Here is a 13,979-nt window from a genome sequence, read left to right on the forward strand (position 1 = left end):
GCGGTCATGATCTTCGTTTACTCTGTTGGGGTTTCATCATTTTCGGTCTGCGTTTCATCAGAGCCATTGGAGCCCGCAGGAACAGATCCTTCCAGTCACTGAGCCGGAAAGGGGAGAGCGGGGTCAGATAAGGCACTCCGAAGCTCTTGAGCTTGGTCAGATGGCAGCAGATCAGCAGGAAGAACAGAATGGTCCCGTACATTCCCAGCACCGAGGCGAACAGCATACCGGCGAAGCGCAGCATCCGCAGGGTGATCCCGGCGCTGTACATCGGGATGGAGAAGGAGGAGATGGCGGTTACGGCCACCGTAATGACCAGGAACGGACTGACAATCCCCGCCTGAACCGCTGCATCGCCAATAATCAGACCGCCGACGATGCCCATCGCCGGACCAATCGGCTTCGGCAGCCGGATGCCGGCTTCCCGCAGAATCTCGATGGCGACCTCCAGAATCAGCACCTCAATCAGCGAGGGAAAGGGTACACCCTGCCGGGTCTTGATGATCGTAATCGCCAGCTCTGTAGGAATCAGCCCCGGATGAAAGGAGATGAAGGAGATGTACAGGGCCGGAGCCATCAGGGCAAAGAAGGAAGCGCCAAAACGCAGCAGCCGCAGAAGTGTTCCCGGCAGCCAGCGATCATAATAGTCTTCCGGCGACTGCAGCAGCATGCTGAAGGTTACCGGTGCGATTAGTACAAAGGGTGTGCCGTCCAGCAGGATGGCAACCCGTCCTTCCAGCAGGGCACTGATCACTCTGTCCGGCCGTTCTGTATTCTGTAGCTGCTGGAACGGACTGAGATAATTATCCTCAATGAGCTGCTCGATATAACCGGATTCGGCCAGGAAATCCATATCGAGCTTGGCGATCCGGTTCTTGATCTCCTCCAGCAGGTCGGGATTGACGATATCCTTCATGTAGGCGATCACAATATCCCGCTCAATCGTGCTGCCTGCCCGGTAAGACTTCATCTCAAGCTGGTCGCTCAGGCCCTGGCGGCGCAGCATCGAGGTATTCTCGCTCAGCACCTCGGAGAAGCCCAGCCGGGGACCGCGGAGCAGGGCTTCGGAGACCGGCTCCGCGATGGCCCGGTTAGCGGCACCGGGCATCTCGATGAGAAGTCCGCAGGGCAGACCTTCGATCAGCAGGCCTCCGTGTCCGAAGAGGATGTATTTATTAAACGCTTCGATAGCGTTCTCTTCCTTAAGCTCGCTGAAGGGAAGCAGCTGACGGGCAAGTCCTGCGGAAGACAACGGTCCTTCAGGCAAGTCGTACATCAGGAACTGCATAATTCGCATATTCAGCAGCCGGTCATTCTGCATGCCGTCGATATGGATAAGCACGGCCCGGGCACCTGTATTCGCTAATGTGAATTCCCTGAAATGCAGATCGCTGTTGTCTCCAATGGCGGCTTGCACAGCGAGCAGATCCGTGCTGTAGCTGCCGCTGAAGGGAGCTGTACCCGCCATGCTGGAGGGGGCAGGTGCAGGCGGCTGGGTCTGGTGAACGGTTCTGGAGCCGTACCCTATCTGGCCCCGTCCGCTGCCTACCAGCCTATAGAGCGATCTATACAGTAACGTGAGAAGCAGTGGAACGAGCATAGCAACGCCCGCCTGACCAAAGACTGCCCAGCCGGGTATATACGATACAATGGAAGCGAACAGTGTGATCATCCCCAGCCGCAGAAATTTAAATGTCAGGACAGAAGCAGACGTTTTTCTTCTCATCAAGTTTTCCAAAGTTTATCTGAATTTACTCCTAATTCCCGAAAAAAGTTCGAGCCGGCCTAAATGGTATATAATGCATACTAGAACAGATTGTTCAGGACAGCAGGAATGAATTAATCAGGAAAGAGGCAGCGCATGAGAACCTTACTGGTCACAGGCTACCGGGCCCATGAGCTCGGCATTTATGACAGCAAGCATCAGGGCATTCCCTATATCAAAAAAGCACTCGCGAACCGGATCATTCCGCTGGTGGAGGAGGGACTGGAATGGGTCATTACTCCCGGGCAATATGGCGTTGATCTGTGGGCCTGCGAGGTGGTGCTGGAGCTGAAGCAGCAATACCCCGGGCTGAAGCTGGGCATTATTACGGCCCATGCCTCACCGGAGGAGAAGTGGAAGGAAGAGAAGCAGAATGAATACCGCCGCATTGTAGCTGGTGCCGACTACTACGGAGCCGTAAGCAATGCCCCCTATGACGGGAGCTGGCAGTTCAAGGCCAGGGATGATCTGCTGCTGCGTAAAAGCGACGGGATTCTGTTATTCTACGACGAGGATGCAGCGGAGAGCAGTGCGAAGTTCACCAAAGAGCGGGTCGTGAAGCTGCATGCCGAAGGTGATTATGAGCTGCATCTGATGCATGCAGAGGAGATTCAGAGCATTGCCGATGAAGAGAACCGGCATGACTATGATTGAGAAGGGGGTGCGCAGCTGCGAGCTGCGCACCTGGAGCCTGTCCCATGTTGGCATCAAGCGGGATCAGATGAAGCTGCGGAGTGAAGGCGGCTTGCGCACCTTATAGTTCTGCTCATAGGCGTAAGCCAGTCTGATAAGCACCGGTTCTTCATAGGCCCGGGCGGAGAAGGTTACGCCGAAGGGCGCGCCGGCTGAGGTATAGCCTGACGGCACCACGATCGACGGATATCCGGCTCTTGAGGTAATCCGTGCGCCGAAGTCGGCCGGGAACAGCAGGGCATCAAGCTGATGCTCGCGCATAGTAGCATCGATCCCCAGCTCCTTGCAGAGTCTGAGATCCGTCATGCGGTCACGCAGATATTGCGGCTCAGTGAAGGTGCCGGAGGTTGTTAATTCGGCATCGAGCAGGGTCGCTTGCCCGAACTTCAGCGTCTGGACCGGATGGGCATGATTGAAATCAATAATATCCTTCAAGGTACGCATCGGTGCCCCCGGGCCCAGGCGGGCCAGGTAGGCGTTCAGCGAGGTTTTGAATTCATTCAGCACCACGGATGAATAGCTGATCTCCCGCGCCGTTGTAATCTCGGCCGGATCGATAATGGTCGCCCCGAGCTCCCGCATTCTCTCCACAGAGGCATTGAACAGCGCAAGCTGCTCCTCCGTCAGCTCCTCGAAGTAATAATCGCGCGGAATTCCGATTCTTGCTCCCCGCAGACCGTCTGCATCCAGGAAAACAGTATAATCCTCGTGAACCTTACCTCTGTTCGTACCCATTGCCGCATCTCCGGCATCCTGACCGAGCAGAGCGTTCAAGAGAAGGACGGCATCCCGGACCGTTCGTGCCATAGGCCCGGCGGTATCCTGCGTGCTGGAGAGCGGCAGAATACCGGAGCGGCTGATCAGCCCCACCGTGGGTTTAATACCGATAATAGAGCCAAGATTGCCGGGATTGAGGATGGAGCCGGAGGTCTCTGTTCCAACGGAGACGGTGCAGAAATTACAGGCCACCGCTACCGCAGACCCGGCGCTGGAGCCGCCTGTCGGCGTGGAGATGTTATAGGGGTTAAGCACCTGCCCGCCCCGGGAGCTGAAGCCGGAGGGCATGCCATTCGTCATGAAGTTGGCGAATTCCGTCATATTAGCCTTGCCCATAATGATAGCTCCCGCCTCGCGCAGCCTGCTGACGATGAAGGCATCCTCTCCGGCAAAAGAGTCCGCCAACGCGAGCGAGCCCGCGCTGGTATGCATGTTATCTCCGGTATTAATGTTATCCTTCAATAGCACCGGTATGCCGTGCAGCGGTCCGCGCGGACCCTGGAGCTGGCGCTCTACGTCCAGGGATTCAGCGATGAACAGCGCATCCGGGTTAATCTCCAGTACAGAATTCACCGTCAGACCGTTTTTGTCATGATCCGCTATGCGCTCAAGGTACATCAGGACTAATTGTCTGGAAGTGATCTCCCCGGAATCCAGAGCGGCTTGAATGTCAGACAGGGTAGCCTCTACGATTTCAAAACTCATGCGGGTCCACGCTTCTTTCCCTTTTGGATTTAGTAGTATTCTTCCTCATATAAGCACAGTTTGGCCTGTCTTCATAGTGTTCTTTTGCGGGCGGGACGACCATGACTTTGGATGTAACTTTTAAACGGCTGATTAAAAGGGGGGCTCCTGTGGTTAAATACATCACAAGATTTAACAATACTACTTGCTAACATCACTAGGAGGAATCGAACTTGAAGAAATGGACTACGTTATTTATGGGTGTTATGTTATCTGTGGCCTTGGCTGGCTGCGGCAATAATGAGGAGCTCAAACCATCAGAGGGCGCTGCAACAGCTGCACCTTCAGGAAACGCGGCTCCGGAAGCCTCCGCATCGGCAGCGCCTGCTGAACAGACATCAGACGGCGTTCCAACAGTGGATGAATTGATTCAGAAGTCGGTTGCCGCATCGGGTGATCTGAAGAGCTTCGCGATGGAATCGCAGGTGAAGCAGAAGATCAACGTGAAGACGGCACAAGGGGACAATGCGCAAGATACCGATATGACCACGAAATCCGAGTTCAATAAGGAGCCGCTGATGATGCATCAGGAGGTGCAGATGAAGACGGCCCAGGGCGACCAGAAGATTGAGCAGTATGTGACTAAGGACGGCTTCTATTCCCAGGTGAACGGGCAATGGATGAAGATGCCTGCTACGATGGGTGAACAGGTCCTGACTGCTATGCAGCAGTCCGCCAACCCTGAGAAGCAATTGGAGCAATTCAAGGCGCTTACCGAGAAGACAAAAATCACCGAGGAAGGCGATAGTTATCTGTTGTCTGCCGAGGTATCCGGCGATGACGTCAAGGAGCTGGCGAAGTCTTATATGAATCAGGGCGGCAGTGCCGATCCTCAGATGGCTGCTATGATGGAGCAGATGAACATCAAGAGCATGAATATCGCCTATGCGGTAGATAAGAAAACCTACTTCCCAACCCGTACAGATGTAACGATGGTCATGGATATGACCAGCAATGAACAGACGATATCGATTGATATGGATATGAAGTCGACCATCAGCGATCACAATAAGGTCGACGAAATCAAGGTTCCGCAGGAAGCGCTGGACGCGAAGGAAGTTGAAATGCCAGCGGCTCCGGCAGCTCCTACAACTCCGTAACAGGCTTACCGGGCTGAATAGAAATGCAACATATGGAAACGGCGTTGCTGTCCTGATTAGGACGGCAGCGCCGTTTTTGGTATAAGCTTTTTACGGGGTGATTTTAGAATTTGAAGGAGTTGCTTAGCATACCAAAGGCCGCTCCGGCTATGACGGAGGTGATCAGCTTGTAGAAAATATATCCGGTCACAATGTTGGCGATGGCAATCGGGTATAAGGTGTCAATTCCCCGGCTGCCGGCGGTGTTCAGCGGATATTGAAACAAAGCCGTATTCATGCTGATGAAGACAAACAGGAAGGACAACGCCACCAATGTGGTCGAGAAGGAGTACAGGCTGACAAGTAGTGTAAGAATCGCCAGCACCAGCAGCGCCACGGCCGGAACGAGCAGCGTGCCCATCCGGGTAATCAGCAATTTGAAATCGAAGCTGACCTTCTCCAGCCGGAGAACGGCATAAGTGGCTCCGCAAGCAACGGCAAGGCCTACCGCCGTCAATAACAGCGGCTTCAGGAAGCCGGGGCCGAAGATGGCCGAGACATCCCATTTGATGAACAGGGTGAGGAAATATAAGGCCGTTAACAACGCCGTAAGGCCCATGGTGATCAGGCTGTTCATGAAATGGGCCACAGGAATTTCCCTCATTGTACTGTACGGGCGGGTAAGGGCTCTCAGGTAAAAGCTCCAATACTGCTTGCCTACTGCCTGTGCCTGCTGTACACGTTCATCCTTGAGCAGATTATTGAACTGCTCGGTTACCTTACGCTGGGGCTGCGGCTGCCCAGGCTGGTTGTTAGGCCCCTCAGGATTCGTGAAGGGTGTTCCGCCTTCCGGGTTGTTCATTGTGATTCCTCCTTGTGAAATATATGGAAAATGCCATTGGCTCTAGTATAAGGGCACTCACCGAGGAATTCTATAAATTTGCCGGAATATGCAGAAATTCATGCGAAAAAGCCCGTAAATCGTCGATAAAGGTCGATTTACGGGCCTGAGCCATTCCTATTTCTGTTCCGGTGTTAGTCTTCCGCCCGGGCAAACCCCTCTTCAGCGAGATATTCCTCCGCTTCAGCCGTCGTCTCGAAGGCCATCTCAAGCTGTAGTCCGGCATAGAGATACCACAGATCCTCCTCGAATCTCAGGCTCAGCGTATGCCCGGCCTCATTCTTCCACAGCGACTGCGCTTCAGCTCCGCCCGTCTGCACTTTTTTCTTTCTTTTGGAAGGGGCAGGGGCCTCGGGAATGTACATCAAGAGAGAAGTGATAGACGCATCGAGCAGCTCGCGCAGCGCAGCCTCCGAATAATCGCGGATATTGACCAGTCCCTTATCATCCGTCTCATAGCCCCGCAGCAGCCCGGCATAGACGAAGCCGTTCCCGTTCGGATGAATATGCGAAGCCACGGTCTTCTTGTCGTGACGGCTCTGCTCCAGGTGATAATTCACCCGTCCCAGTGAGACCTTCCGCGCCTCCAGCTGGGGATAGGAATCAAGAATAGCTATTTTCTGTTCAAAAGTAAGCATATACGCCTCCGGTTCACTTGAAATATAAAAATGTATAGGTTTCACGCTATACATTATCTTTCTATTTCTCGCTGAAACGGTACCGTCCTTTAAAAGAACGGCAATACCGTTTCCACTTGTAGCCAGTTGATTATACCACGCAGCGGGGTGCTGGACTATAACGCGCTTCCCCGGTTCATTACTCTGCCAGCGGGAGCCGCAGCACGAAGGTGCAGCCCTGCGGCGGGTTGCTGCCCAGCTCCAGGCTGCCGCCCATGGCTTCGGCCAGCAGTCTGCTGAAGGTCAGGCCCAGCCCGAGTCCGCGAAGCAGGCTCTGCTTGCCCGAGCTGCGGTAGAACGCTTCGAAGATCCGCTCGCGGCTGTCCGGATGGATGCCTGGCCCATTATCCGTAACGGTGATTTCGGCATGACCCTGCGGCGTAGCCGTAAGTTCAAGCTTCAATTGAAGCTTGCGGTCAGGCATCTTCGCCTGCAGGCTGTTGCCCAGCAGATTCACAATAATCTGCTGGATGCGCAGCGGGTCTCCCCGCAGTACAAGCGGAGTCTCCGGCAGCAGCAGGATGGGCTTACTGACCTCCTCGCTCTGGGTCAGCATCCATTGATAGAGAATCTCCTCCAGCAGCGGGGCTGCTTCGAGCTTATCATGACGGACGGCAACCATGCCCGCTGTCAGCGCATTGTAGTCCAGCAGATCGGCGACCATATGCTGCAGCCGCCCGGTCTCAAGCAGAGCGATATCGAGGAATTCCCCGGCCTCCTCGCCTTCGACAACGCCCTCGCGGACCGCATGGAGCAGTCCTTTGATCGAGGTGACCGGCGTCTTGAGCTCATGGGACACGCCGGCCAGCATGATGGCCCGCGACTGCTCGAACTGCTGCAGCTTGCCTGCCATCTCCTGGAAGGAGACGAGCAGCTCGTGAATCTCACGTTCTTTGGCCCCGGTCTCAAGCGCGATATTATATTGGCCGCTGCTGATCTGCGCGGCGGCGGCAGCCACCCGCTGAACCGGCTTGGCCAGCTTGACCGACAAGAGATAGATTGTCAGCCAGCTTAGGATAATCAGGAAGACGATGATAATCGAGAAGAAGGTGATCTCTTCTATCGGAATATGACGCAGGGAGCGCTTGGACTGCATAACCAGCACCTGCCCCAGCGTGCCCTGGTCCCCCTGGATCTGAGCGGCAGCGGCTTTGTATTCCGAGGTCCGCGAATCGGTCAGGGTATCATTGAGCTTATATCGCATCTCCTCGTCCGTCATCGGGGGCTGGGAGTATAGCAACTCGCCTTCGGGTCCGGTGATGATTACGCACATCTCCTCAGTTACCTTGAAGAAGCGTTTGCGGTCCTCAACCAGCCTATTCAGGCCCCCGGTAATCGCTAGTTGACCGTCTGTATCCACGCTCCGGTCAGCGATCTCCTGCGCCAGCAGGCCGGTCGTCTGCATCCGGTTGCTCATCGCCTCCTGCTGCATCCACCAGAAGGTGAACAGCGCCGTCACCAGCAGCCCGATGCTGATGATCAGCAGATACCGCAGAGTCCAGTAAGTAAGAATGGAGGTAGTCTTCTTCTTCCTGCTGCTGTTCTTCTTACTCTTTTTTATGTTGTCCATAATTGATAACCCGTTCCTCTCAGTGTGCGGATCTCGCCCTCGTCCTCCGGCCAGTGCGAGAGCGCCTGGCGCAGTCTTTTGATGGAGAGATCAACGGCCCGGTCGCTTCCCTCGTAATCCATCTCCCATACATGCTCCAGCAGCTGGTCACGGGTACAGATCTGATTCGGCCGCTCGGCCAGGAACAAGAGCACCGACATGTCGCGCGGGCTAAGGCTGACCTCTGCTCCGTTCAGGAAGATGCTGCGGGCCGAGAAGTCGATGAACAGGCTGCCGTAGTGGCGCTTGCGGCTGCCGTCTGACCACTGCGAAGGGCGGCGCAGCACCGCCCGCACCCTTGCGACCACCTCCTCGGGGATGAAGGGCTTCGACATATAGTCATCCGCCCCGCCGTCCAGACCCGCCAGCCGGTCCTTGATCCCGTCGCGGGCGGTGAGCATGATGACCGGGCAGCTGCTCCGCTCACGGATGAGCCCCAGCAGCTCGAAGCCGTCCATCGCCGGCAGCATGATGTCGAGCAGGACCAGCGAGGGAGGCGCCTCCCCGAAGGCGTCCAGGGCACTCCGGCCGTCTGCGGCCCGGGTGACGTGAAAGCCTGCTTTTCGCAGATAGGCACTAAGCACCCGCGCGATGGCTTCTTCATCCTCTACGATTAGTATCGATTGCATGAGCTTCAGTCCCTTAACTAAAATTACGACAATTCTAACACATTTGCAGGCTCGTATGCTTTGACTTATTCCCGACATATTGCTTTGGTAGAATGGGAGCCAAGCCAATAGAGCAGAGATAAGAATATGGAATGGAGGAGATCGTATGAAGAAGAGGACAGTCGCTATAACCGCAGCCATTGTAATTATTGCAGGAGCCATCATCGCCTTCATCTTAGTGAACAACAGCCTTGGCAATAAGGTGGAGATTGAATCGGTGATTCCTGAGCAGGCGCAGGACAGCGGAGCCCAGAAGGAAGGAACGGCCAATGCGGCTGCCGCCGCTGCTGCTGTAACGCCGGAGCAGTTGAACGGAACCTGGAACATTGCAGAGCCGTCCAAGGTCTACTGGTCCGTAACCACATCCAAAGAAACGGTTAACTTCGTAGATCCTTCCGTGAAGGGCACCTGGAAGGTGAATCTGGAGGATGCCTCCGCGATGACCGGCGAAGGGTCGGTCGACATGAGCGCGCTTGATTCGGGAACCGCCCAGCGGGACGAGCATGTCAAGGGAGCAGACTTCCTGTCCGTGGCAGAGTTCCCGGAAGCCACCTTCACGGTGAAGTCCTTCTCGGAGCTGCCGAAGGAATGGACAGAGGGGACGGCGGTGCCTGTACAACTGCAGGGTACGCTGACTGTGAAGGGCATTGAGAAGGAAGTGACGTTCGACTCGCAGGCCGCATATAGCGGCGGAGAGCTTAAGCTGTCGGGTACGACTACCGTAACCTTCGAGGATTTCGGCCTCAGCAATCCGCATTCCATCGTGCTCAGTACCGAGAACAACCTTGAGGTGCGCCTGGAGCTGGTGCTTAAGAAATAACATAGAGTTGGGGATGACCCTCCCCGTCTGCCGTGGATTCGCGGCTGGCGGGGAGGGTTTTTTGATGTAACTTGGGCTGTTGCGGCGGCGGGGGCTGTGGAGGATGTATGTGGAAAAGCGAACACATTGGGCTGGCGCGGGGTGTACGGCCGGAATGTAATCGAAAAACCGATTACATTGGGCTGTCGCAGGGCGTATGGCCGGAATGTAATCGAAAAACCGATTACATTGGGCTGGCGCAGGGCGTATGGCTGGAATGTAATCGAAAAACCGATTACATTGGGCTGTCGCAGGGCGTATGGCTGGAATGTAATCGAAAAACCGATTACATTGGGCTGGAGCGGGGTGTGTGGCCGAAATGTAATCGAAAAACCGATTACATTGGGCAGGAGCGGGGTGTATGGCCGAAATGTAATCGAAAAACCGATTACATTGGGCTGTCGCAGGGCGTATGGCTGGAATGTAATCGAAAAACCGATTACATTGGGCTGGAGCAGGGCGTGTGGCCGAAATGTAATCGAAAAACCGATTACATTAAGCCGATGCTGGGCGGATGAGAGGAATGTAGACGATAAACCGAACACAATCGGTGCTGCTGCGGTGAGATGGACATATGCTATCCATACAAGCGGTCGGTGAGAGAATGCTCTCAGAACTGGCGAATTCCCGCTGACGGTGCAAATTCCCGCCTCCAGGTTAAATATAAGAGATACATAGTCATTCAACAGGACCATCAGGTAAGGAAGGGAGCTAAGATATATGGACCGAAAGGCCAAGACCATACTGCAAAAATCATTCTGGAGCGCGAGCGGCTGGAAGGGGACGTACGGGCCTTTTTCCGGTGAGGATTTCGACTATGCGAAGAGCAAGGGGGTTATGTTCGATCCCCTCACGATCACCCATGATGAGCTGGTGGAGAAGCTGCGGGTGCTGCACAGTGGAAGCGTGACCCGGGACAAGGTGGCGGCTGCCTTCCTGCATAGTCTGTCCACCCGGAAGGTTCATCTGCGGAGCGCCTTGTCCAGCTGGGCTTTGACCTCGGAGCTGGCTGCACATGCCTACGCCCAGCCGCCCGCTGAGCAGCCAAGGTATAGCAGTTGTGCTGCTTGTGATGCCAGGCACCTGATGTCTGATCAGCAGTACAACGCTGTGGATCTGAATGTGCTCAATTTCGAGCGGGTCAAATGGGGAGGCATCCGCCTTAATAAGCTGCTGTATTGCTGGCTCGATCTGGAGCTGTTCAGCCGGGAAGAGGAGGTGGAGGCTGCTCCGCAGGATCTTCGTATTTTGCAGGATATGGCCGAAGCCGTGAAGCTATGCGGCAGCAAGGATGGTGCACGGAAGCTGGAGAAGCATTGGAAGGATATATTCCCCTCGAACCAGCATGAACGGGATGTGGTGATGGAGATCTGGGGATATGCTGGAATTCTGGTTCCGCAGGAGGAGAAGCGCCAGGGGCGGGGCGGAGACAATGACTTCAACGCTGTAGCCAACTGGCGCGGGGAGGACGGTTATTCGGAGGAGCGACTGAATTTGTTGTTCGGGCTATAATACATATCTGTATGGAGCTGGAGGGTTCAGGCGGGATGCGGACATGTACACAACAGGGAGATTTTGATAGAATCAGAGGGACCTGAGCTTCATTAAGAGGAGGATATTACTATGGCAGAAGATAACGCTTACACGATAAAATGGGGCATTCTCAGCACGGGCTGGATCGCCCATCAGTTCGCCACGGATCTGGCCCACGCCAGCAATGGGGTGGCCTATGCAGTCGGCTCGCGCTCGCAGGAGAGCGCGGATAAATTCGCAGCCGATCACGGCATTCCTGTCGCATACGCCACCTACGAAGAGCTAGTTAACGATCCTGATGTGGACGCCATCTATATCGGCACACCGCATCCGTTCCACCGGGAGAACGCGCTGCTCGCGCTGCGTGCGGGCAAGGCTGTGCTATGCGAGAAGCCTTTTACCGTTAACAGTGCTGAATTGGAGGAAGTCGTGGCCTATGCCCGGGAGCATAAGCTGTTCCTCATGGAAGCGATGTGGAGCCGGTATATCCCGGCACATGTGAAGGTGAGGGAATGGCTGGCCGCCGGGCGCATCGGTGAGGTGAAGATGGTGAAGGCGGACCTTGGGTTCCGTTCTGACTGGAAGCCGGAGGGGCGTCTGCTGAATCCGGCCCTTGGCGGCGGTGCGCTGCTGGATGTCGGCATCTATCCGGTCTCCTTCACCTCGATGGTTCTCGGACCTCATCCAGAGTCGATCGCCAGCACCGTTCATATCGGGGAGACCGGCGTGGATGAGCACTTCTCGCTGCTGCTGTCCTACGGGAATGGCGTATCTGCTTCACTCAATGCCGGCATCCGGCTGAATCTGGACGATGAAGCCTATATCTATGGAACGGAAGGCCGTATCGTGGTCAATGGCACCCTGGTTAATCCGAAATCGGCCGAGCTCTACGTGAACGGCGAATTGGCGGAGAGGTTCGAAGATGACCGCGCTTCAGTCGGGTACTGCTTCGAGGCGGAAGAGGTAGGCCGTTGTCTTCAGGCCGGACTTACCGAGAGCCCGGTGATGACGCTGGATGAATCCGTAGCCCTGATGAAGCTGCTGGATGAAGTCCGGGCGCAGTGGGGGCTGAAGTATCCCGGCGAATAAGTGCGGGCAGGAAGCTTCCGGGAAGGGGGAGACCAAGTGACATTGACGATGGACCGTTATCAGGGCTGCCTGCAGGGGCTGGCCGCCGGGGATGCGCTGGGCACAACTGTAGAATTCCAGGCACCCGGAACCTTCAAGCCAATGACAGATATTGTCGGCGGCGGGGTATTCGCTCTGCAGCCGGGGCAGTGGACAGACGACACCTCGATGGCGCTCTGTCTTGCGGAGAGTCTGCTTGCCATGCAGGGCTTCGATCCGGCAGATCAGATGCAGCGTTATGTGAAATGGTACCGCGAAGGAGCACTTAGCAGCACCGGCAGATGCTTCGACATCGGCAACGCAACGCGCGAAGCGCTGCACCGGTATGAAGCAAGCGGGGAGGCGTACAGCGGTTCAGAGGACCCGTTCTCTGCCGGGAACGGCTCAATTATGCGTCTGGCTCCGGTGATGATGTACTACGCGGAGCAGCCCGCTGAGGCGATCCGCTATGCAGCCATGAGTTCAAGAACCACACACGGGGCCGCCGAGTGTCTTGCTGCCTGCCGCCTGCTCGCGGCCTATATTCTCGCCGGGCTGCATGGCTGGAGTAAGCAGGAGATGCTGGCGCCGGATGCCTTCCGCGAATGGCTGTATGAAGATACGCTGACGCCGCATATGCTGAATATCAAGCAAGGCTCCTACAAGCTGAAGGAGCCGCCGCAGATTCAAGGCTCGGGCTATGTCGTAGAGTCGCTGGAAGCGGCGCTATGGGCATTCCATAAGTCGGACAGCTTTGCAGAGGGCGCGCTGCTTGCCGTGAATCTCGGCAATGACGCCGACACCACCGGTGCCATCTACGGCCAGATCGCAGGAGCCTACTATGGGCTCAGTGGCATCCCGGCGGGATGGAGCCGCAAGCTGGCGCTGCGTGAGCTGATCAGCGAGTATGCGGGGCGGCTGTTTATGGAGCGGGTGCGATAGACGGAGGTAGTTAAGCTGCACGTGGCAGGCGGGGCGCATGGGTTACAGGGCGCCCCGCCTGTTTGTTGTGCAGGATGATGCGGAGTTTCGTGTGTGAACTCATGTGAACTATAGAAGTAGGTTATTGCATTAACGCGGTAATGTTCGAGGCGACGTTTGAAAGACATTCTGAGATAAGTGTATTCTGCGCAATTAAAAACCGCGAAATGGCAAGCATTCCTCTTCTAACTGTAGTCTGTACAACTAAATTTGCCTGAGTGGGCGAGAACCCAGATATAGAGGGATTTTAGTTGTACGAACTACAGCTAAACGGCTATCCTACGGCACATCAGACGATTTAGTTGTACAGATTGCAATTAAGTTAACCGCTCGTACCTTAATGGGGGCCACAATGGATGATAGTAGGCAATTCTGCACCTGTCGCCGGCCCCTGGACTTGAATTGAAAGCAGCTGATTGTATTTCCTGCAATAGAAAACTCATATTTGACTGTAAAATGAGATTCTATTGTATTTCGTACAGTGGAATGTTGCGTAGTGGGCTAAAAATGGCCTTTTTTCAATATTCAAATGTACCGAATACAATAGAATCTATTTCGATGCCATTTTAACCGCATTCCATTGTAC

The 13,979-nt window shown here is 55.3% G+C and carries 13 protein-coding genes; 7 read left to right on the forward strand and 6 right to left on the reverse strand.

Going from position 1 to position 13,979, the window contains the following annotated elements; genetic code table 11:
• Positions 1-4: 4 nt before the first annotated feature.
• Positions 5-1,672 carry a spore germination protein gene (locus tag MKX51_RS03095; protein WP_445322053.1) on the reverse strand — a complete coding sequence of 556 codons (1,668 nt, stop codon included), beginning with the start codon at positions 1,670-1,672 and terminating at the stop codon, positions 5-7.
• Positions 1,673-1,861: 189 nt separating this feature from the next.
• On the opposite strand from MKX51_RS03095, the gene MKX51_RS03100 reads away from it, so the two are divergent.
• A complete protein-coding gene (locus MKX51_RS03100; RefSeq protein WP_340991163.1) occupies positions 1,862-2,419 on the forward strand; it encodes a DUF1273 domain-containing protein in 558 nt (185 codons plus the stop codon).
• A gap of 63 nt (positions 2,420-2,482) precedes the next feature.
• Here MKX51_RS03100 and MKX51_RS03105 read toward each other — a convergent pair whose 3' ends face one another.
• Positions 2,483-3,940 carry an amidase family protein gene (locus MKX51_RS03105; protein ID WP_340943995.1) on the reverse strand — a complete coding sequence of 486 codons (1,458 nt, stop codon included), beginning with the start codon at positions 3,938-3,940 and terminating at the stop codon, positions 2,483-2,485.
• Between the two features lie 212 nt (positions 3,941-4,152).
• Here MKX51_RS03105 and MKX51_RS03110 point away from each other — a divergent pair, with 212 nt between their 5' ends.
• On the forward strand, positions 4,153-5,079 hold the full coding sequence (locus MKX51_RS03110) for a DUF6612 family protein (protein WP_340991164.1): 927 nt from the start codon (positions 4,153-4,155) through the stop codon (positions 5,077-5,079).
• Between the two features lie 103 nt (positions 5,080-5,182).
• On the opposite strand, the gene MKX51_RS03115 is transcribed toward MKX51_RS03110, so the two are convergent.
• From MKX51_RS03115 to MKX51_RS03130, 4 genes are all read right to left on the reverse strand, one after another.
• Entirely contained in the window at positions 5,183-5,920 is a 738-nt protein-coding gene (locus tag MKX51_RS03115; protein ID WP_340943989.1) for a hypothetical protein, read from the reverse strand.
• A 173-nt stretch (positions 5,921-6,093) separates the two neighbouring features.
• Positions 6,094-6,597, reverse strand: a complete 504-nt coding sequence (locus tag MKX51_RS03120; protein ID WP_340991165.1) for a hypothetical protein — start codon at positions 6,595-6,597, stop codon at positions 6,094-6,096.
• Between the two features lie 178 nt (positions 6,598-6,775).
• A complete protein-coding gene (locus MKX51_RS03125; RefSeq protein WP_340991166.1) occupies positions 6,776-8,206 on the reverse strand; it encodes an ATP-binding protein in 1,431 nt (476 codons plus the stop codon).
• Positions 8,194-8,874 (reverse strand): response regulator transcription factor, encoded by a 681-nt coding sequence (locus tag MKX51_RS03130; RefSeq protein WP_340991168.1) that lies wholly within the window; start codon positions 8,872-8,874, stop codon positions 8,194-8,196. Before MKX51_RS03130 ends, MKX51_RS03125 begins: the two co-directional genes overlap by 13 nt.
• Before the next feature lie 145 nt (positions 8,875-9,019).
• Between MKX51_RS03130 and MKX51_RS03135 the strand changes: the two genes are divergently transcribed.
• The 5 genes from MKX51_RS03135 (at position 9,020) to MKX51_RS03155 (ending at position 13,354) form a co-directional block, all read left to right on the forward strand.
• Positions 9,020-9,733, forward strand: coding sequence for a YceI family protein (locus MKX51_RS03135; protein ID WP_340991169.1), 714 nt, complete (start codon positions 9,020-9,022; stop codon positions 9,731-9,733).
• Between the two features lie 107 nt (positions 9,734-9,840).
• Positions 9,841-10,290 (forward strand): hypothetical protein, encoded by a 450-nt coding sequence (locus tag MKX51_RS03140; protein ID WP_340991170.1) that lies wholly within the window; start codon positions 9,841-9,843, stop codon positions 10,288-10,290.
• A gap of 202 nt (positions 10,291-10,492) precedes the next feature.
• Positions 10,493-11,284, forward strand: coding sequence for a hypothetical protein (locus tag MKX51_RS03145; RefSeq protein ID WP_340991171.1), 792 nt, complete (start codon positions 10,493-10,495; stop codon positions 11,282-11,284).
• A gap of 111 nt (positions 11,285-11,395) precedes the next feature.
• Positions 11,396-12,394 (forward strand): Gfo/Idh/MocA family protein, encoded by a 999-nt coding sequence (locus MKX51_RS03150; protein WP_340991172.1) that lies wholly within the window; start codon positions 11,396-11,398, stop codon positions 12,392-12,394.
• Between the two features lie 36 nt (positions 12,395-12,430).
• Positions 12,431-13,354, forward strand: a complete 924-nt coding sequence (locus MKX51_RS03155; protein WP_340991173.1) for an ADP-ribosylglycohydrolase family protein — start codon at positions 12,431-12,433, stop codon at positions 13,352-13,354.
• Positions 13,355-13,979 lie beyond the last annotated feature (625 nt).

This window comes from Paenibacillus sp. FSL M7-0420 (assembly GCF_038002345.1).
Classification (GTDB): Bacteria; Bacillota; Bacilli; order Paenibacillales; family Paenibacillaceae; genus Paenibacillus_AQ.

Bases quoted from the DNA above. Each gene is read 5' to 3' on its own strand.
- MKX51_RS03120 (WP_340991165.1), bottom strand. From the start codon at position 6,597: ATGCTTACTTTTGAACAGAAAATAGCTATTCTTGATTCCTATCCCCAG.
- MKX51_RS03135 (WP_340991169.1), top strand. From the start codon at position 9,020: ATGAAGAAGAGGACAGTCGCTATAACCGCAGCCATTGTAATTATTGCA.
- MKX51_RS03125 (WP_340991166.1), bottom strand. From the start codon at position 8,206: ATGGACAACATAAAAAAGAGTAAGAAGAACAGCAGCAGGAAGAAGAAG.
- MKX51_RS03150 (WP_340991172.1), top strand. From the start codon at position 11,396: ATGGCAGAAGATAACGCTTACACGATAAAATGGGGCATTCTCAGCACG.
- MKX51_RS03145 (WP_340991171.1), top strand. From the start codon at position 10,493: ATGGACCGAAAGGCCAAGACCATACTGCAAAAATCATTCTGGAGCGCG.
- MKX51_RS03140 (WP_340991170.1), top strand. From the start codon at position 9,841: ATGTGGAAAAGCGAACACATTGGGCTGGCGCGGGGTGTACGGCCGGAA.
- MKX51_RS03115 (WP_340943989.1), bottom strand. From the start codon at position 5,920: ATGAACAACCCGGAAGGCGGAACACCCTTCACGAATCCTGAGGGGCCT.
- MKX51_RS03100 (WP_340991163.1), top strand. From the start codon at position 1,862: ATGAGAACCTTACTGGTCACAGGCTACCGGGCCCATGAGCTCGGCATT.
- MKX51_RS03105 (WP_340943995.1), bottom strand. From the start codon at position 3,940: ATGAGTTTTGAAATCGTAGAGGCTACCCTGTCTGACATTCAAGCCGCT.
- MKX51_RS03095 (WP_445322053.1), bottom strand. From the start codon at position 1,672: ATGATCACACTGTTCGCTTCCATTGTATCGTATATACCCGGCTGGGCA.
- MKX51_RS03130 (WP_340991168.1), bottom strand. From the start codon at position 8,874: ATGCAATCGATACTAATCGTAGAGGATGAAGAAGCCATCGCGCGGGTG.